At 41.4% G+C, this 18649-nt stretch carries 19 protein-coding genes; 7 read left to right on the forward strand and 12 right to left on the reverse strand.

Annotated elements, in window-relative coordinates; translation table 11 throughout:
- Nucleotides 1-29: 29 nt before the first annotated feature.
- The 6 genes from xerD to ABD006_RS01455 all read right to left on the reverse strand — a co-directional run bounded on the left by xerD (nt 30) and on the right by ABD006_RS01455 (nt 4432).
- Complete coding sequence (gene xerD / locus ABD006_RS01430; RefSeq protein WP_343836731.1) at nt 30-917, reverse strand: site-specific tyrosine recombinase XerD; 888 nt, start codon at nt 915-917, stop codon at nt 30-32.
- Nucleotides 918-920: 3 nt separating this feature from the next.
- Nucleotides 921-1139, reverse strand: a complete 219-nt coding sequence (locus tag ABD006_RS01435) for a DUF4227 family protein (RefSeq protein WP_343836732.1) — start codon at nt 1137-1139, stop codon at nt 921-923.
- Between the two features lie 235 nt (nt 1140-1374).
- Complete coding sequence (gene fur / locus ABD006_RS01440) at nt 1375-1842, reverse strand: ferric iron uptake transcriptional regulator (protein WP_343836733.1); 468 nt, start codon at nt 1840-1842, stop codon at nt 1375-1377.
- 111 nt (nt 1843-1953) lie between these two features.
- Nucleotides 1954-2598, reverse strand: coding sequence for a stage II sporulation protein M (gene spoIIM / locus ABD006_RS01445; RefSeq protein ID WP_343836735.1), 645 nt, complete (start codon nt 2596-2598; stop codon nt 1954-1956).
- Between the two features lie 109 nt (nt 2599-2707).
- Nucleotides 2708-3883 carry an endonuclease Q family protein gene (locus ABD006_RS01450; RefSeq protein WP_343836738.1) on the reverse strand — a complete coding sequence of 392 codons (1176 nt, stop codon included), beginning with the start codon at nt 3881-3883 and terminating at the stop codon, nt 2708-2710.
- Nucleotides 3884-3886: 3 nt separating this feature from the next.
- Nucleotides 3887-4432: an NUDIX domain-containing protein gene (locus tag ABD006_RS01455; RefSeq protein WP_343836739.1), complete on the reverse strand. Its 546-nt coding sequence runs from the start codon at nt 4430-4432 to the stop codon at nt 3887-3889.
- A 123-nt stretch (nt 4433-4555) separates the two neighbouring features.
- Here ABD006_RS01455 and ABD006_RS01460 point away from each other — a divergent pair, with 123 nt between their 5' ends.
- Nucleotides 4556-5476: an aldo/keto reductase gene (locus ABD006_RS01460; protein WP_343836742.1), complete on the forward strand. Its 921-nt coding sequence runs from the start codon at nt 4556-4558 to the stop codon at nt 5474-5476.
- Nucleotides 5477-5638: 162 nt separating this feature from the next.
- Here the strand turns inward: ABD006_RS01460 and ABD006_RS01465 are convergent, their stop codons facing one another.
- Both ABD006_RS01465 and ABD006_RS01470 read right to left on the reverse strand, forming a co-directional pair.
- Nucleotides 5639-6157, reverse strand: coding sequence for a YbaK/EbsC family protein (locus ABD006_RS01465; RefSeq protein WP_343836744.1), 519 nt, complete (start codon nt 6155-6157; stop codon nt 5639-5641).
- A 148-nt stretch (nt 6158-6305) separates the two neighbouring features.
- Nucleotides 6306-7589: a Y-family DNA polymerase gene (locus ABD006_RS01470; protein WP_343836747.1), complete on the reverse strand. Its 1284-nt coding sequence runs from the start codon at nt 7587-7589 to the stop codon at nt 6306-6308.
- A gap of 193 nt (nt 7590-7782) precedes the next feature.
- Here ABD006_RS01470 and coaA point away from each other — a divergent pair, with 193 nt between their 5' ends.
- Nucleotides 7783-8712, forward strand: coding sequence for a type I pantothenate kinase (gene coaA / locus ABD006_RS01475; protein ID WP_343836750.1), 930 nt, complete (start codon nt 7783-7785; stop codon nt 8710-8712).
- 165 nt (nt 8713-8877) lie between these two features.
- Here coaA and ABD006_RS01480 read toward each other — a convergent pair whose 3' ends face one another.
- The 4 genes from ABD006_RS01480 to ABD006_RS01495 form a co-directional block, all read right to left on the reverse strand.
- The gene (locus ABD006_RS01480) at nt 8878-9054 is read right to left on the reverse strand and encodes a hypothetical protein (RefSeq protein WP_343836752.1); all 177 of its coding nucleotides are present in this window, start codon (nt 9052-9054) and stop codon (nt 8878-8880) included.
- 30 nt (nt 9055-9084) lie between these two features.
- Nucleotides 9085-9870 carry an SDR family NAD(P)-dependent oxidoreductase gene (locus ABD006_RS01485; RefSeq protein ID WP_343836754.1) on the reverse strand — a complete coding sequence of 262 codons (786 nt, stop codon included), beginning with the start codon at nt 9868-9870 and terminating at the stop codon, nt 9085-9087.
- Nucleotides 9871-10049: 179 nt separating this feature from the next.
- A complete protein-coding gene (locus ABD006_RS01490) occupies nt 10050-11009 on the reverse strand; it encodes an MBL fold metallo-hydrolase (protein WP_343836757.1) in 960 nt (319 codons plus the stop codon).
- Nucleotides 11010-11060: 51 nt separating this feature from the next.
- Nucleotides 11061-12722 carry a M20/M25/M40 family metallo-hydrolase gene (locus ABD006_RS01495; RefSeq protein ID WP_343836760.1) on the reverse strand — a complete coding sequence of 554 codons (1662 nt, stop codon included), beginning with the start codon at nt 12720-12722 and terminating at the stop codon, nt 11061-11063.
- 110 nt (nt 12723-12832) lie between these two features.
- Between ABD006_RS01495 and ABD006_RS01500 the strand changes: the two genes are divergently transcribed.
- The 5 genes from ABD006_RS01500 to ABD006_RS01520 all read left to right on the forward strand — a co-directional run bounded on the left by ABD006_RS01500 (nt 12833) and on the right by ABD006_RS01520 (nt 18626).
- The gene (locus ABD006_RS01500) at nt 12833-13609 is read left to right on the forward strand and encodes a glycerophosphodiester phosphodiesterase (protein ID WP_343836763.1); all 777 of its coding nucleotides are present in this window, start codon (nt 12833-12835) and stop codon (nt 13607-13609) included.
- A 136-nt stretch (nt 13610-13745) separates the two neighbouring features.
- Nucleotides 13746-14765 carry an NADPH dehydrogenase NamA gene (gene namA / locus ABD006_RS01505; RefSeq protein WP_343836765.1) on the forward strand — a complete coding sequence of 340 codons (1020 nt, stop codon included), beginning with the start codon at nt 13746-13748 and terminating at the stop codon, nt 14763-14765.
- Nucleotides 14766-14860: 95 nt separating this feature from the next.
- Entirely contained in the window at nt 14861-15778 is a 918-nt protein-coding gene (gene rnz, locus ABD006_RS01510) for a ribonuclease Z (RefSeq protein ID WP_343836767.1), read from the forward strand.
- Nucleotides 15779-15788: 10 nt separating this feature from the next.
- The gene (locus ABD006_RS01515; protein ID WP_343836769.1) at nt 15789-17162 is read left to right on the forward strand and encodes an aldehyde dehydrogenase; all 1374 of its coding nucleotides are present in this window, start codon (nt 15789-15791) and stop codon (nt 17160-17162) included.
- 171 nt (nt 17163-17333) lie between these two features.
- Nucleotides 17334-18626, forward strand: coding sequence for an NCS2 family permease (locus ABD006_RS01520; protein ID WP_343836771.1), 1293 nt, complete (start codon nt 17334-17336; stop codon nt 18624-18626).
- Nucleotides 18627-18649: the final 23 nt, after the last annotated feature.

Here is an 18649-nt window from a genome sequence, read left to right on the forward strand (position 1 = left end):
GTCAGACAACCAAAAACAAAAATTAAGGTCTATGCTCTTGGATGATAGTTTTTATAAATATCTTTTAATCTTGCTTTCGTTACATGTGTATACACCTGCGTGGTTGAAATATCAGCATGTCCAAGCATCTCCTGAACCGCCCTTAAATCAGCGCCATTTTCAAGCAAGTGGGTTGCAAAGGAGTGCCTGAGAGTATGGGGAGTAATTTCTTTTTGAATTCCCTTCTCTCTCGCAATCGCTTTTAAAACCTTCCAAAATCCCTGTCTGGTCATCGCCTTTCCCCGATGATTCAAAAACAGTGCATCTTCTTTCTTTTCCTTTAATAAAAGGGAACGTGAATGATACAAGTAATGTTCGACGGCTTTTTCCGCATGAGAACCCAGGGGAATAATCCGTTCTTTGGATCCTTTCCCATAGCACCGGACAAAGCCCATCGTTAAATGCAGATCATTTAACGTCAGCGTTAATAGCTCTGTTACACGTAGTCCGGTTGCATATAACATTTCCAGCATGGCTCGATTTCGAATGGTTAATGCATCATTTCCCTGTAAATCCAGCAGATCTTCAACTTCTTTGCTGGACAGGATTTTAGGTAACTTTCGCTCCTTCTTTGGCGTTTCAATGTGCAGACTGGGATCATGCTCCATATCTGTTTCCCTTATCAGAAACTGATGAAACGCTCTTATTGTGGAAAGAATCCTTGCAGTCGTTGAAGCTGTGCGACCCTTATTATGTAAGTCGCTTAAAAATTGTAAAACATGAATACGCTGGATTTCCTTTGTGTCTGTAATCTCGCATTTTTCCTGTAAAAAAGTCGTATATTGATGTAAATCTCTTTCATAAGATCGAAGCGTATTTTCTGATAGGCCCCGCTCAACTTGCAAATAGTGTAAGAAATCCTTTGTTTCATGTCTCATATTCTATTCTCCTAATCGAAAAAAGATAGATAACCGATCCACCCAATGGGAATCCTCTAACTGAAAAACCTCAGCCGCATTCCCTTTTGGCTGGTCGTAGCGATGGAAATCCTCATATTCCTCATGCATCAATTTCAAGCCATAGTAAAAGAAAAAAGTACAGATTACAAAGACCAGAAAAACCTTTAAAAACTCCTTGAAATATTGGTACCATCCTGTCATCACTAAATCTCCTTTTATAGTTACTGTCTGGTAAAAAGAAACCTAGTACAAGATATGCCAATATCCAGAGGATTTATACGATTTTTCTAAGATTTCCACACAATTCTAACGTAACGGAAAACGGTTCATTTGTAAATAGATGAAACCCGACTACCACATAGTCTGGATTTTATAATTTCCCGGAAAACGAAAAACCTCTTTCCATATAACAGGAAACAGGTTTGCATGAATCTATTTATGAGGATACTTTTTCTTTCTCTTCTGCTTTAGACTGGCAGGCCCGGCAAATTCCGTGGAAGGTTAAACGGTGATCCTTTACTTTGAATCCCCAGTCACTTTCTACAATCCGTTCAACATCGTCGAGTAAATCGTCCTCTATTTCTTCTACAGAGCCGCACTCAATGCAGACTAAATGATGATGAAAATGCTCGGCACCTTCTTTACGAAGATCATATCTGGATACTCCATCACCAAAATTAATTTTATCGACAACTTTCAATTCAAATAACAGTTCCAACGTACGATAGACCGTAGCCAATCCGATTTCCGGAGCTTTTTCCTTTACGAGGAGGTAAACGTCTTCTGCACTTAAATGATCCTCTTCATTTTCCAATAATACACGTACAGTTGCTTCCCTTTGCGGTGTTAATTTATAGCTCTGGGAATGCAGCTGTTTTTTTATTTTTTCAAGACGATGTTCCATATGTATTCTCCCTCCCTCGTAACTCCACTATTATTATAAGCAGACATGTAAAAAGTGTCAAATTAAAATTATTATAATCTGGAGGGAATAATCATTATCATTTGGCTTCTATCATAACACCCATTGAGAGACCATCCTCATTGTGTAAGGGGAAATAAAGGTTTCAATTAAAGCCCCCATAAAGGCAATGACCAGTACAATGAGAAGAACAGTGGAATATTGCATGAATAAATTTCGTATCGATGTTTTTTGTATTCTTGCAGAAAAAAGTCTTCTTATTAAATGAAGAGAAAAAATCATTCCGAAGCTTCCCCCGATAATATAAGCCGGAATAATAAACAAGTTTTGCGGGGCAATGGATACTGTAGCCATTAAAAGCCCATACCAGCCCAGCTGATTAACTAAAAAACCGACTGAAAAACCAATCACAATTCCCTTCATAAATATAAAAATCCAAATGACAGGAATGCCAATAATGGATAGCCCTAGAATAAAAATGAGCAGTATATATTTAAAATGATAAAAAAAGCTTGACTGAAATAAATCCTTCGTTTGCAGGAGACGCTCTCCCTGAATATCTTCCAAAAATTGATGGAGGTAGAAGAATAGATCCTGCTTTTGAATAAAATTCATACTATTTACAAGTATCGCACCAAACACAATGCCGATTAACAGTAAGATAAACACAAACAAATAAATACTGCTATATTCACTTATCTGAATGTTTTTACGTATTCGTTTCCTGTTTTTCCCCATGCTTATCCTCCATTCAATAAGTCTGAAATCTCTATCAAATCCTTTTCTAGTTCTACTCTATGAGATGATTTCTGAAAATAGACCAATTGAATAGAGGAATTCTTTAAGATTAATCCGTCCTTACCCTTCCATATTTTCCTCCACCACCTGCCAGCAGGGAAAGGTTTCCCTCTCTCATTTCTTTAATCATGTGAACGATATGTTCTGAACAAACCGAAAGCAGCTCCCGGTCGGTGGCTTTATGCAGAATATACATTTCGGTACCCACGTTTGTAAGCATCTTTTCAAGTGTTTTGGGGCCAAGCTTTGGCAAATATTCTAAAGGTACCTGGTGAATATAGGGAGGTCTCTTCGGTTCCGGTGCAGTATCTTTTGCATCAGCTAGCTCACGGATACGCTCCGACACACCCTTAATGACTTTAGAGTGACCACAGTTTGGGCAGGGTTCACCAAAAGATGATGGCTGCAAACAATTTGCACATACTGTTGTATAGTATTTTCCAAGCAAAGGATTCATCCCGTAATTGGCTTCAATTGTTCGTTCGTCCTCAAAAGCTAAAGCACGTCGTAATTCATGAAACACAGGTGCCTTCATTCTGATTTTCTGGTACTCCCTGGCCATTTTTTTCAAGGAATGGGCATCTGAATTCGTTAAAAAGGGAAATGTATGCAATTCCGAAATTTGATCAGCCATACTCGTATCAGAGCTTAGTCCCAGCTCAACAGCGTCAATCTGTTCCGGGTTGAGAATTTCTGTCATGCTTTCTTTTACCCCTTTTCCGTATACACTTTTAAATGGAGTGAAGATATGAGCCGGTATAAACAAACCATCAAGCTCTTTGACTTTACTCTGAAGGTTATGGGCATTTTCATAAATTCGTTGTGAACTGAGCGTATAATTTTTAACCCGCTTCTGATACCACTGGGTAAACTGGTTCATTTTCTCCAGTGTTTCAAAAAAGCACAGTACGTGAATGGGGCCTTTGCAATTCTCATCATAAACTTCAATTTCAGACCCTAGAATCAGTGTTGCCTGCCCATATCTGATCCCCCCACCTTCAAGGGGATTGGCTTCCCCGCGGTCCATGAGCTTCAATAATTCTTCCTGAACTTCCGGGACATGTCCATCGATGATTCCAATCATATCCAAACCTTTGCGCTCAGATGCTTCATATAAAATATTGGTTAGTGTTAAAGAATTGGAAGCGGTAATTTTAACAGGACTTCCATACATCGTACGTCCAATATGTACATGTAAGTCAACAAAGTAATCCTTTAGTGTCATTCCTCATTCCATCCCTTGTGCATTGAGATAAGTAATGGCATAAGCGGTTTTTGCATCAAAAATTCTTTGTTCCTCTACTAGTCTGTTCGCTTCCTCCAGAGTACATTCCATTAGTTCCACAAATTCGTCCTCATCTGGTGATGCAGGGTTTTCTACTTTTTCCAGCTCTCTTGCTAAATAAATATGGATCAGTTCATCAGAAAATCCAGGTGAAGTATAGAAGGAAGTCACATGGGATAATTGAGGCGTTCTGTAACCTGTTTCCTCTTCCAGCTCGCGTATGGCGGACTTCTCAGGATCCTCACCCTTTTCCAATTTTCCAGCCGGGATTTCTACAAGGCTTCGTTCGAGAGGCTTGCGAAACTGTTCGACCATTACCAATTTATTTTCCTTTGTAATGGGAATGACAGCGACAGCTCCTGGATGTTTTACAATCTCCCTTTTTGACGTTTTTCCATTGGGCAGTTTCACATCCTCGTGAAAAATATCGATGATTTTTCCTTCAAAAATCGTTTTGGAGCCGATTGTCTTTTCCTCAAATTTTTTCATCTTACCATCTCCTCGTTCGTTTTCCTTTTCCACTGTATCATTTTTAGTATATATCAAAAAGATTTGTCATACTTGCTTTAACTTTTTAGAATGGATATATAAGGTTAAGAAGGAGGAGATTTGATGGAAAAACGGCAGATTGGGACTTCGGATTTATATGTATCGGAAATTTCGCTGGGATGTATGTCCCTGGGTACAGATGAGAAAAAAGCGTCAGAGATTATTGACCGTGCCCTCGATTCAGGCATCAATTATTTAGATACAGCAGATCTATATGACTTCGGAGCAAATGAATCCATTGTCGGTGCAGCCGTAAAAGGAAAACGTGATGAAGTGATTATTGGAACCAAGGTAGGTAACCATTTTGAACCAGGTAAGGAAGGCTGGTACTGGGATCCTTCCAAGGGATACATAAAGGAAGAAGTGAAGGAAAGCTTACGGCGTTTACAAACCGATTATATCGACCTCTACCAGCTTCATGGGGGTACGATAGAGGACCCTATTGATGAAACCATTGAGGCATTTGAAGAGCTTAAGCAGGAAGGACTCATTCGTTATTACGGAATTTCCTCCATACGTCCAAACGTCATTCGGGAGTATATTAAAAAATCCAATATTGTTAGTGTCATGATGCAATACAGTTTATTGGACCGCCGACCTGAAGAAGAAATGCTGGACCTTCTGCATCAGAACCAGGTCAGTGTGATTGCCAGAGGACCTATGGCTAAAGGGATGCTGACGAAAAAAGGGATCGAGCAGGTGGAAAAGAAGGCGCAGAACGGCTATTTGGATTATAGTTATGCAGAGCTTAAATACATTTTACCGAAGTTTCTAGAGCTTGCAAATGACGAAATTACGCCAAACGCCCTTGCCCTTTCTTATATTTTACACCATCCAGCGTTAGCAACCGCAACATTTGGCGCAAGCTCAGTTGATCAATTAAACGCTAACTTAACTTATACAGAATTGACGAACTGGAATAACGACATGTATAAGCAGCTCCAGGAATTAACAAGACCTGTTCAATATGATAAGCACCGTTAACTCGGGACTGTCCCTCACCACTTTAAAGTGATAAAGCGGCAAGGGGCAGTTATAGGGCCATCCCTTCCAGTAGAGGTGAAGGTGTGGCCCTTATGATTGTTCGAGTAACAAAATATTATCCCTCCATGATGACAGGTGAGCATTTCAAAATCTAAATGAGCCTTATTGGGAACGATGAGGAACAGGTTCAGCTTCTTGTTCAACCGCCCCTTCCCAGCCTTTACATACATCCACCCATTCTTTAGCGAAGGAGTACTCAAATAATTCGGAAGTGGACAGTTCAATCGCTGAATTCGTACTTCCACACGCCGGGAATATCGTATCAAATCGTTTCATGGAGACATCCAGATAAACATCCAGTTCCTGTTTTAATCCAAAAGGACAGACACCGCCGATAGCATGTCCTGTCTGTTCCAGCACCTCATCCGGACTTAGCATTCGTGCTTTATAGCCAAAGGTTTTGCGAAACTTTTTGTTATCAATTTTCGCATCTCCTGCAGCAACTACGAGAATGGCCTTTTCCTCCTGTCCGCGAAAAGAAAGTGTTTTTGCAATGCGAGCCGGGATAACACCTATTGTTTCCGCAGCTTCTCCTACGGTTGCACTCGAGGTATCAAATTCCATCACATCCTGTTCACGATCCCATTGTTTGAAATGAGCTTTTACACTTTCAAGAGACATCTGCTTCATCCTTTCTTATATTTGTATAGCATCATAACATAATTTACTCATTAAGATGAATAGAAATTGTTATAATTTATAGAAAACTCCCTTTATTAAGAAAAAATGTGATGTTATGTTGAAATTGCAAGCTATTATCATCGATCCACTAATGGTTTTCCCCTGCATAATGTCCTCCAACAAGTCCGCTTCGATGAACGGCAGTGCCGGCTTTTGTATAGGAAACCGCCCGCAGCAAAGCCGCACTTCCATATTTATTGCGAATATCATCCACTGTATAGGCTAACGCCCGTTTTTTATCCCGATCTTCATCAAACAGACTAAGTTGAATGTAATCATCCTCCATAATGTTCGAAAGTGCAATCGAAATTTTTCTGACCGTTTTCTGCTCATAGAATTGCTGAAAGAGCTGCATGCAAACAGAGAAAATATCTGAAGTGATATTCGTCGGTTCATCCATCGTTCTTGAACGATAAAAGCCTCCTCCCCCTTCATCTTTGCTATAACCGATTCCAAGGCTTACTGTCCGGCCAATTTTATGACTTTCCCGGGCACGTTTGGCCACCTCCTCACACATTTCTAAAATGACATAGCGCACTTCCTCGGGATCAGTATAATCGCGAAGTAAAATCTGGCTTTTTCCGAAGCTGATCTGTCCATCTAAAATGGGTGCTCCTAATTCCGATAGATCCACTCCATTGGCATGATAGAACAGCTGATTCCCCATGACTCCAAATGTTTTCTCCAATTTTTCGAGTGGATAATGAGCAAGCTGACGGACGTTTGTAATCCCCATTCGATTCAGTCTTCGCTCCAGCCTTGAGCCAATTCCCCACATTTGACTTAAGGGAGAAACCGGCCAAAGCCTCTCTGGAATATCCTCATAGGTCCATTCAGCAATCCCGGTTTTTTTGGCATCTAAATCCAGACACAGCTTTGCCATTAACATGTTGGGTCCAATTCCTACAGCTGACGGAATTTGAAAGGTCTCCAGCAGCTCCTGTTTAATCCGTCCGGCTAATTCCTGTGCGCTACCCCACATTTTCTCCGTCCCGGTCACATCAAGAAAGCTTTCGTCAACACTATAGGTATGAATGGATTCTTTCGGTACAAACTGGTGGAACAGACGGGTGATTTCCACAGAGATTTCCAGATACATCTTCATCTGTGCGGGGACAACAACAATCTTCGGGTCATCCGGAATTTCAAACAAACGATTCCCCGTGCGAATTCCAAAATCCTTTTTTAACGCAGGAGACGCTGCCAGCACCACACTGCCCGGACGATCCACATTTCCAACAACCGCAAGATGACAGGTCATTGGATCAAGACCACGGGCCACAGCGGCACAGCTGGCATAGAAGCTCTTCATATCGATACATAAAATTTTTCGCTCTGGAAAAGCACTATAATCAATGACTGGATTGCCCATAAATAACCGCTCCTTAGTAAATCATTATATGTTTATTATGCGAATATATGTTCGGTTTATCAAGTGCAGTTTTTTCCAAATCCATGAAAGCGCTATTTTTGGTAGTTGATGAAATTGTAAAGTTTGTATTATGATAGATTAGAAGTATCGTAAAATTTGACAAAAATATGACATAGATAAACGAGGTATATTTATGGAAAACTACTCACCTTACATGACATTTACGAAAGAGGAGTGGGCCAGGCTCCGATTTAACACACCGATGACCTTAACGGAATCTGAAATTGAGGAATTGCAGGGCGTCAATGAACAGCTATCCATGGAGGAAGTTTCAAATATTTATTTACCTTTAACCCGCTTATTTAATTTATACATAACCGGGTCCCAGCAGCTCCACTCCATTACGGATACGTTCTTTGGCAAGCAAACGAACAAGGTACCCTTTATTATTGGAATTGCGGGAAGCGTGGCGGTTGGGAAAAGCACAACAGCCCGTATTATCAGAGCCCTATTATCCCGATGGCCCAATCATCCAAAAGTGGAAATCATTACGACGGATGGTTATCTTTATCCGAACGCAGTCCTGGAAGAAAGAGGACTTATGAATCGCAAAGGATTTCCGGAAAGCTATAACACAAGAGCACTGGTAGATTGTTTAATTAAACTGAAATCCGGAGCACAACAGGTGAAGGTTCCCATTTATTCACATTTAACCTATGACATCATTCCGGGTGAATACAATACCCTGGAACAGCCGGACATCGTCATTGTTGAAGGAATTAATGTGCTGCAAACACCTAAACCGTCCAAGCACAGTGTGTTCGTTTCGGACTTTTTTGATTTATCCCTTTATGTTGATGCCAGTGAAGCCGATTTATTACGCTGGTATGTTGACCGGTTTAAAAAGCTGCGTTCAACAGCGTTTCGGGATCCAAAGTCTTATTTCAATCGTTATGCCAATCTGTCTGATGAGGAAGCGACCAGAGTAGCTACAGAAATCTGGAACAACATTAACAGTGTAAACCTGCAAAAAAACATAAAACCGACCAAGAACCGGGCAGATATTATTATGCGTAAGGAAGATGATCATATCATTAAAACGATTCAATTACGCAGAATCTAAGCATCCAAACGAAAGGCCCATTTATCCACTGAACTTATTCTATAAAATCAGAAAAGGCTCTGAGCTTTAAACAAAGCTCAGAGCCTTTTTTTCACACATTCGGCTTTAGTGCCTTTAGTCCTACTATAAAAGCTGTCTTAATTCTTCTGTCATCTGTTCTGTACCTCAGCCTTGGAAAAAATGCAGAAAGATGATTAATACGGTCATGATGAACATTCCGCCAAATAGAAAGTAACCTATGAAATTAATAGGTTTTGGCAGGCGCCCTCCCCTGCCAACTGGAGCCCCTTCTACACGCTGCATATGATCGATGGCATCATTAAAGGGCTTATGATGAGACATTTTATCCTCCTCCCTTTTCTTGTAGTTTTTTTATTTTTTCCGGAACTGTCCCTTTAACATTTTTTCTACTAAGTGGGGAAACAGTTTATGAATCCGGCTTCCAAGCTCCATCCACAAGGGCAGATTGATTTCCCTTACAGGCCTGTATATTTTATGAACAATTTTCTGAGCTACTTTATCTGCATCCAGCATATACCGGGCAACGGACTTTGCATAGCCTCCACCGGGGTCAGCTGTTTCAAAAAAGTTTGTTTTTACCGGTCCTAAATTGACAGCTGTCACCGAGACTCCCTGCTTTTCCACTTCCATCCGAAGACCATGAGTAAAGCCTACGACCGCATGCTTGGTTGCTGCATAACCCGCTGCTTTGGGCGTGGCCATCTTACCAGCCTGAGACGCAATGTTCATAATGTGACCTTCGCCAAACTCAGCCATGTGGGAAGCAAAAAATTGGGAGGCCTGGATAAGGGCATACACATTGACTCGGTACATATTTTCAAACTCGGTCAATTTCATATCGGAAACAGGCTGGAATAAACCAAAGCCAGCATTATTAATGAGGACATGGATTTGTCCAAAGTCCTCAACAATCTGGTTCATCGTTCCCTGCCATTCCTCCCCGTTCCCTACGTCGCAAACGTAATAATCCGCATCAAGTGAATTATTCTGCCTGATCTCCTCTGTTATTTTCTGTAATTTATCACGGGAACGAGCTACAAGAATAGGAAAGCCGCCATTCTCCGCTACATGCCACGCTATCCTGCTTCCAATTCCGCTCGATGCTCCTGTGATGACGATTCGTTTTCCATTGATCATGCAATCAACCCTTACTTTCTCATTGTCAATCTGCGGCTCCCGGGCCTAAACAGTCGCCTACGCTTTTCTTTGTCCAGCTACGGCTCCTAGGTCAAGGCGGATATAAGCCAAAGCCATTCCGTGGCCAAACCCGCGCCACTCCATGTCTTCGTCTTATCCCGCATGACCTAAACAGTCGCCTACGCTTTTCTATAAGTCATTTGATTTTCGTGTTGTTCTATTTTTACTTTGTTAATCGATTCTAAGTAATCCAATTGAGCCATTGTTTCTGATAATGTTAATTCGAACTGGGTCTCAAACTTCTTTGGAAATAGTCTCTGACATACTTCAAATGGTGTCAATGGACCATCCTCTAGCAGGAAATAAACTTTTTCGGCTCTTTTTTCCTGCCTTTTTAAGCGTTCTCTTATTATGGTATCTACCTGTTGAAACATAGGACCATGTCCAGGGTAAACCTGATTCACTTCATAAGTAAGCATTTTTTCCATCGATTCCCGGTATTGCAGCATAGGCTTTGGACGGGGCTGATGCTTTTCTATCGGCGGTTCCAGTAATGGATTGGAAGAAATATGATATAACGTGTGATCCCCGGTCATCAGATCATGAGTAGCCGGATTATAAAAGGATAAATGACTTTGTGCATGACCTGGAGTCTCCAGAACAGTCCAGTCCTCATGACCAGGCAATGGATCCTGATCCTTCAGAAAACCGGTTAGTTGTCCTTCACCGGCTAAATGCTGATTGCTTTTTATGGCTTTAAGTACAGCCTGGAAACGATCCGGCACTCCCCAGGTCTTATAGGAGTCCTCAAAAAACTGGAAATATCGCTCAAAATAATCCTGATCTTTTGTAAGCCATTTTTGCACAAGGGAGTGTGCATAAACATTCTGAACATGATCAAAACGACTGACCAGCCCAGTATGGTCCGGATGATGGTGGGTTAAAATAATTTGTTCAATATCCCTGAGCGAATACCCGGTCTGTTTGATTTGATCCTGAAAAGCTTCCCAGGCTTCATCAGTATTTACTCCTGCATCAATTAAGGACAACGTCTCTCCTTTTAATAAATACATATGCACATCGCCAACTGGAAACGGTGTTGGGACGGTTATTTGATACACTTTTTCTGTTTTAATCATGTCCTGACCTCCAAGCAAAAACTATACTGAATGAGTATTCATTTATTTATTTTACTCCTCTTTTACCGATTTGTCATTTTTCATATTGCCTGTTTGGTAAAAAATGCGTTCAATCCCATGAGTTAATACGTCTGGCAATACGTCAAATGAGTAAGTGAGTTCCAATCTTTCTGTCCATTGATGGGGATCCTTCCCGAAAGGCCCTATATTTAAAACAGGCATGGTTATTTCATGTAATGCGTCGTGGTCAAACGTATACCCCTTTTCATCAATAGGCATATTCATTTTTAATTGTCTGGTTTTTTGTTCGGACGTCATTGGCCCGATAAAGCTTAAATCCGAAAGACCCGGGAAAAATTCAATAGATTCAACAGCCATTTGGTGTCTTTCATGGAAAAGTTGCTGAACGAAATCAAGTACATCCTCAATAAGCGGATGACCCTTTGAAGAAACAGACGGATAAAATGGCGGACTGTAGAACAAAACCATCATCGGAGCCAGGTCTTTACATAAGTAGGCCAAATCCTGCACAAGGAGAGTGGAAAAATCCCGATCACCTTCCTCCCGATTATTCATGAGCAAGTTTTGACGTCTTAATACTTCCTGCTCCCCATGTCTGTCAACTGCTTCTTTATATAAGCCTTCATAAAGCATAACACGTACGTACAGATCAGAATGAAAATGGTTCCTGGACCTGTTGGAAAAAGCCGAAGCCTTACGCTCATAATGCTTTTCGATCTGCTCCTTCGCCCGATTAGCTGCTTGAAGAAGTTTATTGGTCATATCCTGAATGCTTTGCTTCATAAATAAAACGTTATACATCGAAATGGCAGATAACGGTGTCTGTACCGAATATTTTTCCTTTAAGTCCCGGTTCATCAGACTAACAGGCGGTGGTGTGGTTTCATCGCCTGCTGTTTCAATAAAGTCCTCCTGAAGCTCAAGTTCCTGATTTAAATAACTAATCATGAGGTTTGCATTAATGCCATTAAAAGGTTCACCTGCATGCGTTTCCTTCCCATAGCAATAAAATCCAGGCAGCACTTTTCCAATGGAACCCTTATAAATGTAATACCCCTCATCGCCTGGATGCCTGCGAAATACAGGCTCACAATTCAAACCAGCTTTAAAGCGAAGACCTTCTGCTTCCTTCCATTTTTTTAAAACAGGAAGAGCGGCAAGCATTCCTGATGAATTAGCCTCTTCGTCCGGAACGGCCAGTAAAAGGAGGTTACCGGTGAACTGTCCGTTCATTGCTTTTTCCAACATGGACAGTTGTAGAGTTAAGCCGGCTTTCATATCCATTGTTCCCCGTCCGAACAGCCAGTTTCCTGTTTGTATATCCTGTTGAGCATCCTTAGGTAACTGATTCAGGTTTTTATAAAGTTCCGCCGTTAACTCTTTCGGCCGAAAAGCAAGATTTACGTAAGGCCCATAGTCCTCCACATCAACCACATCAATGTGACTGATGAATACCAGGGTATCCCGGGTACCTGAATCTTTTTTTACCAAGGCGGATAATAGCTGTCTGCCATCATCCAGGGGATCCAAAGATAAATGCTCAGGATGATCCTGAAAGTACGTTCGTTCGGATAATAAATGATGAATATACTGCACAACCGCAATTTCAGCATCAGAACCGGTAATACTTGGATAATCAACAAGTGTACACAACAGATCCGTTAATTGCTCTTTGGTCTGCCATTTCTTCATGTCAGGCTCTCCCTTCAAAAATGATATTGACTTTTCCTTTGAAATCTCCCACAATCAAAAAAGAGTTTCCTACGCCCCACTGTTGAAACATTTTGGAAAGGGTGAAAAAAATGAAAACCAGGATATTCGCACATCGAGGCGCATCCCAATATGCTCCAGAGAACACAATGCCAGCTTTTGAACTTGCATATGAAATGAATGCAGATGGTATTGAAACCGATGTACAATTGACGAAAGATCATATCCCTGTTCTTATCCATGATGAAAATGTAAGGAGAACAACAAATGGAATTGGATTTGTACAGGATTACACATTACAGGAAATCATTCAGCTGGATGCAGGTTCCTGGTTTTCTTCATCCTTCACGAATACATCTATTGTAACATTAGAAAAATTCTTACAATGGATTTCTCCAAAATCTTTGAAACTGAATTTGGAGTTAAAAAACAATGTGATTGATTATAAAAATCTGGAGAGTATTGTATATAACATGGTTAAGGATTATGGTCTGCTGGAGAGAACCGTTTTTTCCAGCTTCAATCCGAAAAGTATGGAACGGATGTACAAACTTGACCCAGCTGCCAACACCGCATTTCTCACGACAAGTAAAATACGGCGATTAACTCAATTTACCCGGTCCATCGGCTGTAATGGATTACATATCAAATATCGAATCCTTTCCTCACAATTAGTAGAAGAGTGCCGGAAAACCGGACTGGACTTGCGTGTGTTTACGGTTAACCGACCAGCACAAATGGACCGGTGTTATAAATTCAAATGTGCAGGCCTGTTCACGGATGTTCCAGATTTCGCCTTAAAGCAACGGTCCAGCCTTCCGAACGAACGGACATCCAAACGAATCCATCCTTTTCAAAGAAGAAGGTAAGCAGGTCCTTTTCATATTCGTTATTTTTTCAGTAAAATAAAACCATCCTGCACACTACCTTTCAATCCAAGTGGCAAAAACAGAATATACAGAACCAAAACATAAAGATTTACCATTACATATAGGGGGTTATCATATGTCTGCCAAGTTATTCACACCATTCACCATCGGGGATGTAACACTAAAGAACCGCATTGTTATGTCACCAATGTGTATGTACTCTGTTGTATCTCAGGATGGGAAAGTTCAGCCCTTCCATATCACGCACTATGAAAGCCGTGCAGTTGGGCAGGCCGGCTTGATCATGGTCGAGTCTACAGCGGTTAAACCTGAAGGCCGCATATCCCTGAATGACTTAGGCATTTGGGAGGATGAACACATTGATGGTCTGCTGCAGATTACGGAAGCGGTTCATCGACATGGAGCAAAAGCTGCGATTCAACTGGGGCATGCCGGACGTAAAGCAGGTCTGCCATCAGAAATTTATTCATCCTCCCCTATGGCATTCAGCGATGACTATCAAACACCTGTGGAAATGGACCAGGCCGCTATTGATGACGCTGTAAAAGCCTTCAGGAATGGAGCTATGCGGGCTAAGAAAGCCGGTTTTGATATAATCGAAATTCATGGCGCCCATGGGTATTTAATTAATCAGTTTTTGTCACCATTAACTAATAAGCGCACGGATAAATACGGGGGATCAACGGAGAATCGCTACCGTTTCCTGCGTGAGATTATTGATGCCGTAAAAGAGGTTTGGAAGGCTCCATTATTTGTGAGAATTTCAGCTAATGAATATGATGAGAATGGTAATCAAAAGGAAGATTTTATATACTTTGCAAAGGAAATGAAGCAGCAGGGCATCGATTTGATTGACTGCAGCTCCGGCGGGGTGATTCCTGTAAAGGTCCCTTCCTACCCGGGTTATCAGGTTACATATGCAGAAGAGATCCGCAGAGGAGCGGACATTCCGACAGGTGCAGTTGGCCTCATTTCCCGTGGAGTACAGGCAGAAGAAATCTTGCAAAACGAACGTGCTGATCTCGTTTTCCTTGCCCGGGCCTTTTTACGCAATCCCTATTGGCCAAAACAAGCAGCTGATGAGCTGGGAGAAACGATCGAAGCACCTGCACAATATAAGCGTGGCTGGCGTTGATTATTTTAAATTCCTGATAAGTTCAACTAACCATCAGAGGGGGATGGAGCCCCCCCACTGATGGAAGTTTCACTTTATGGAGGAGGTTTTTTTATATGGAATTATTTTTTCTTGGAACAGGTGCCGGCGTACCCTCCAAACAACGAAATGTGTCATCAATTGCTTTGAAGCTCCTCCAGGAAAGGGGTTCTGTCTGGCTGTTTGATTGCGGAGAATCAACCCAGCATCAAATTTTGCATACCCATATAAAACCAGGTAAAATCGAAAAAATTTTTATAACCCACTTACACGGCGATCATATTTTTGGCTTACCAGGCCTGTTGGGGAGCCGTTCCTTTCAAGGTGGTGAATCAACGGTTGAACTATACGGACCACCGGGAATTAAGGAATTTGTTCAAACCTCTCTGGCCATTAGTCAAACCCACTTAAAATATAACATTCATTTTCATGAGATAAATGAAGAAGGCATCCTTTTTGAAGATGAGCAATTCAGGGTGAAAGTCCGCAGGCTCGATCATGGAGTATCATCCTATGGTTACCGTATTGAAGAAAAGGATAAGATTGGTGAGCTTCAGCCGGATAAATTAAAAAGTGCAGGCATTGAACCGGGACCTCTGTATAAGCAGATTAAAGAAAACCCTAAAGTTACTCTTCCTGATGGACGGATGATTCATCGGGAGGAATTTACAGGGCCACCAAAAAAAGGAAAAACCGTTTGTATATTCGGGGATACCCGCTATTCAAAAGCTTATGCTGAATTTGTCGAACATGCTGATGTCCTTATACATGAAGCTACGTTTGGAGCAGAAGATGAGCAGCTCGCCTATGAATATTATCATTCTTCAACGAAACAGGCAGCCACGCTCGCAGCAGAAGCTAAAGTCGGCAGGTTGCTCCTGACCCATATTTCATCACGGTATCTTGAGGAAGATATCCCTCAGCTATTGGAAGGAGCTGCAAATGTTTTTCCGAACACGACAATAGTAAATGACTTTGACCAGGTGAACGTTTAGGAGGGGTACTATGAACATCAGCGAAATCGTCCAAAAGCAAAGGGAAATGTACGAAGGCAGCAAAACCTTCACCTATACCTTTCGTAAACATCAGCTTGAAAAAATGAAGCGTATGCTGGAACGGTATGAAAAGGATATTTACCATGCTTTAAAACAGGATTTAAATAAATCAGAGTATGAAGTATTTGTTACAGAAATGGGCTTTCTGTTTACAGAGCTCACCGAAACGATGAAATTTTTTGGTGAATGGATGCGTCCGAAAAAGGTGAAAACTCCTCTCACTCATAAGGGCTCCAAAAGCTTTATTTATAAAGAACCTTATGGGGTTTCCCTGATTATTGGTCCCTGGAACTATCCCGTTCATTTAACACTGGCACCTTTAATTGGGGCTATTGCTGCCGGGAATTGCGCTGTCATTAAACCATCTGAATTTACTCCTAACGTTTCCAGCTTAATACGTCATATGATTAAAGAGACATTTGATGCAAATTTTGTAACGGTCATCGAAGGAGATAAAGAGGTAAGTGAAGAGCTTCTTAATGAACGTTTCGATTATATCTTTTTTACCGGCAGTGAACCCGTTGGTAAAATTGTGATGGAGAAAGCAAGTAAGCATTTAACACCGGTAACGTTGGAGTTAGGTGGAAAGAGCCCTTGTATCGTTGACCGCGATGCAAAGCTTGACCTTGCAGCAAAACGAATTGCCTGGGGAAAATTTACGAATGCAGGCCAGACATGTGTCGCACCAGATTACTTATATGTACATGAAGACGTTAAGGATGCGTTTCTCGAACGATTTAAAAATGAAGTAAAGAAATTGTATGGGGAAAATCCTATTGAAAATCAAGATTACACCCGAATCGTAAACGATAGACATTTTAACCGCCTAAAGGGGTTTCTGAATGAACAGAATGTCGTGTTTGGTGGAGATACAGATGAAAGCAAGCTCATGATCAGTCCTACATTACTGGAAGATCAAACATGGGATGACCCGGTTATGCAGGAGGAGATTTTCGGACCTATCCTCCCTATTTTTACGTTTAATCAGTTGCGTGAAGTGAAGGAAGAGGTCAAGAATGCATCAAGACCCCTTGCTTTGTACTACTTCTCAGAGAATACCACCAATCAAGAGTGGATGATTAAAAACATTACGTACGGCGGCGGTTGTATCAATGACACTCTGATGCATCTAGCCAACCCTTATCTTCCGTTTGGCGGTGTAGGCACGAGCGGGATGGGGAGCTATCATGGCAAAGCATCCTTTGATACATTTTCTCATCATAAAAGCGTCCTGAAGCAGACAACAGCCTTTGATCTGGCCTTCCGTTATCCGGGATCAAAGCTCGGCTTACGAATACTGCGTAATTTGATGAAGAAAAAATAAAATTCATTGAAATTTTATATACGTATATGATAATCCGGGAAGCTACTACCAATGGTACTGGCTTTCCGGATTTTTTGGTAATCCAAAAGAATTGACCCTTGAAATTTTAATAGAAAACGAATATTATAGGAATCGTTGGTTAAATTATACGGAAAAGAGATTGGTGATATTATGAATCTACAATTTAATCTTGAAAAAAATGGAACAAATACACGAACCGAAATAACAGCAGGGTTCACAACCTTCCTGACGATGGTCTATATTATCTTTGTCAACCCTAGTATACTTCAGGCTGCCGGAATTCCGTTTGATCAAGTCTTTATGGCTACGATTATCTCAGCAGGAATCGGTACACTTATTATGGCTTTATTCGCCAATTTCCCAATCGCAATAGCGCCCGGTATGGGGTTAAACGCGTACTTTGCAACGGTTGCCGGGGTACAGGGGCTCACCTATCAAACGATATTGGGCACTGTCTTTCTGGCAGGTATTTTGTTTATTCTATTAAGCTTAACTAAAGTAAGAGAAATGCTCATTGAAGCAATTCCTGCCTCTCTTAAGTTCGGAATTACAGCTGGAATCGGCTTATTTATTGCGTTTCTCGGTTTACGAATGTCAGGAATCGTAGTGGCAAACCCCGCAAATCTTGTAGCATTAGGTGATTTAACAAGTCCTGTCACTCTCCTTAGTATTGCAGGGTTGTTTGTAACATTAATTTTGATTGCACTGGATATCAAAGGAGCTTTATTTTTCGGAATGATTTTCACAGGAGTTATCGGCTATTTTACCGGTCATCTGGAATTTCAAAATGGATTCTTTTCCTTGCCCCCTGCCCCGGTATTTTTTGATTTAAATATTGCCGGTGTCTTTACTCAAGGGCTTTATGCAACGGTTTTTGTATTTCTTCTTATCACCTTGTTTGATACGACTGGCACTCTTATTGGGGTAACAGAACAAGCGGGGCTTATGAAGGACGGAAAGCTCCCTAAGGCTAAATCTGCCTTTATGGCGGATGCGATTGCGACAACCGTAGGCTCCACATTTGGTACGAGTCCTTCCACGGCTTATGTTGAATCGGCTTCAGGAGTTGGTGCTGGTGGACGAACAGGATTAACATCACTGGTTGTCGCTCTATTATTTTTCGCGGCTATGTTTTTCTCTCCTGTTGTCGAGGCCGTTTCCAGTCTATCAGCTATTACTGCACCTGTACTGATTATTGTAGGCTTTTATATGATGCAGGGGTTATCACAAGTAGAATGGAAGAACTTTATAGAAGCATTTCCTACGTTCGCCATCATTTTAACCATGCCTCTAACATCCAGCATAGCAACGGGAATTGCAGTCGGGTTTATTACCTACCCCCTTTTAAAGCTTGTTAAGGGTCAGGGAAAGAATGTTCACTGGATACTTTATCTGTTTGCCATTCTCTTCCTAATCCAATTAATCTTTTTCCCTATGCACTAAGAAAAGCACCTGGTCTAACCCAG

The sequence above is a fragment of the Salinibacillus aidingensis genome (assembly GCF_039522525.1).
GTDB lineage: Bacteria > Bacillota > Bacilli > Bacillales > Alkalibacillaceae > Salinibacillus > Salinibacillus aidingensis.

Bases quoted from the DNA above. Each gene is read 5' to 3' on its own strand.
- ABD006_RS01520 (WP_343836771.1), top strand. From the start codon at position 17,334: ATGAATCTACAATTTAATCTTGAAAAAAATGGAACAAATACACGAACC.
- rnz (WP_343836767.1), top strand. From the start codon at position 14,861: ATGGAATTATTTTTTCTTGGAACAGGTGCCGGCGTACCCTCCAAACAA.
- ABD006_RS01460 (WP_343836742.1), top strand. From the start codon at position 4,556: ATGGAAAAACGGCAGATTGGGACTTCGGATTTATATGTATCGGAAATT.
- ABD006_RS01435 (WP_343836732.1), bottom strand. From the start codon at position 1,139: ATGACAGGATGGTACCAATATTTCAAGGAGTTTTTAAAGGTTTTTCTG.
- coaA (WP_343836750.1), top strand. From the start codon at position 7,783: ATGGAAAACTACTCACCTTACATGACATTTACGAAAGAGGAGTGGGCC.
- fur (WP_343836733.1), bottom strand. From the start codon at position 1,842: ATGGAACATCGTCTTGAAAAAATAAAAAAACAGCTGCATTCCCAGAGC.
- ABD006_RS01515 (WP_343836769.1), top strand. From the start codon at position 15,789: ATGAACATCAGCGAAATCGTCCAAAAGCAAAGGGAAATGTACGAAGGC.
- ABD006_RS01500 (WP_343836763.1), top strand. From the start codon at position 12,833: ATGAAAACCAGGATATTCGCACATCGAGGCGCATCCCAATATGCTCCA.
- ABD006_RS01485 (WP_343836754.1), bottom strand. From the start codon at position 9,870: ATGATCAATGGAAAACGAATCGTCATCACAGGAGCATCGAGCGGAATT.
- ABD006_RS01495 (WP_343836760.1), bottom strand. From the start codon at position 12,722: ATGAAGAAATGGCAGACCAAAGAGCAATTAACGGATCTGTTGTGTACA.
- ABD006_RS01450 (WP_343836738.1), bottom strand. From the start codon at position 3,883: ATGACACTAAAGGATTACTTTGTTGACTTACATGTACATATTGGACGT.
- xerD (WP_343836731.1), bottom strand. From the start codon at position 917: ATGAGACATGAAACAAAGGATTTCTTACACTATTTGCAAGTTGAGCGG.
- ABD006_RS01455 (WP_343836739.1), bottom strand. From the start codon at position 4,432: ATGAAAAAATTTGAGGAAAAGACAATCGGCTCCAAAACGATTTTTGAA.
- spoIIM (WP_343836735.1), bottom strand. From the start codon at position 2,598: ATGGGGAAAAACAGGAAACGAATACGTAAAAACATTCAGATAAGTGAA.
- namA (WP_343836765.1), top strand. From the start codon at position 13,746: ATGTCTGCCAAGTTATTCACACCATTCACCATCGGGGATGTAACACTA.
- ABD006_RS01470 (WP_343836747.1), bottom strand. From the start codon at position 7,589: ATGGGCAATCCAGTCATTGATTATAGTGCTTTTCCAGAGCGAAAAATT.
- ABD006_RS01490 (WP_343836757.1), bottom strand. From the start codon at position 11,009: ATGATTAAAACAGAAAAAGTGTATCAAATAACCGTCCCAACACCGTTT.
- ABD006_RS01465 (WP_343836744.1), bottom strand. From the start codon at position 6,157: ATGTCTCTTGAAAGTGTAAAAGCTCATTTCAAACAATGGGATCGTGAA.
- ABD006_RS01480 (WP_343836752.1), bottom strand. From the start codon at position 9,054: ATGTCTCATCATAAGCCCTTTAATGATGCCATCGATCATATGCAGCGT.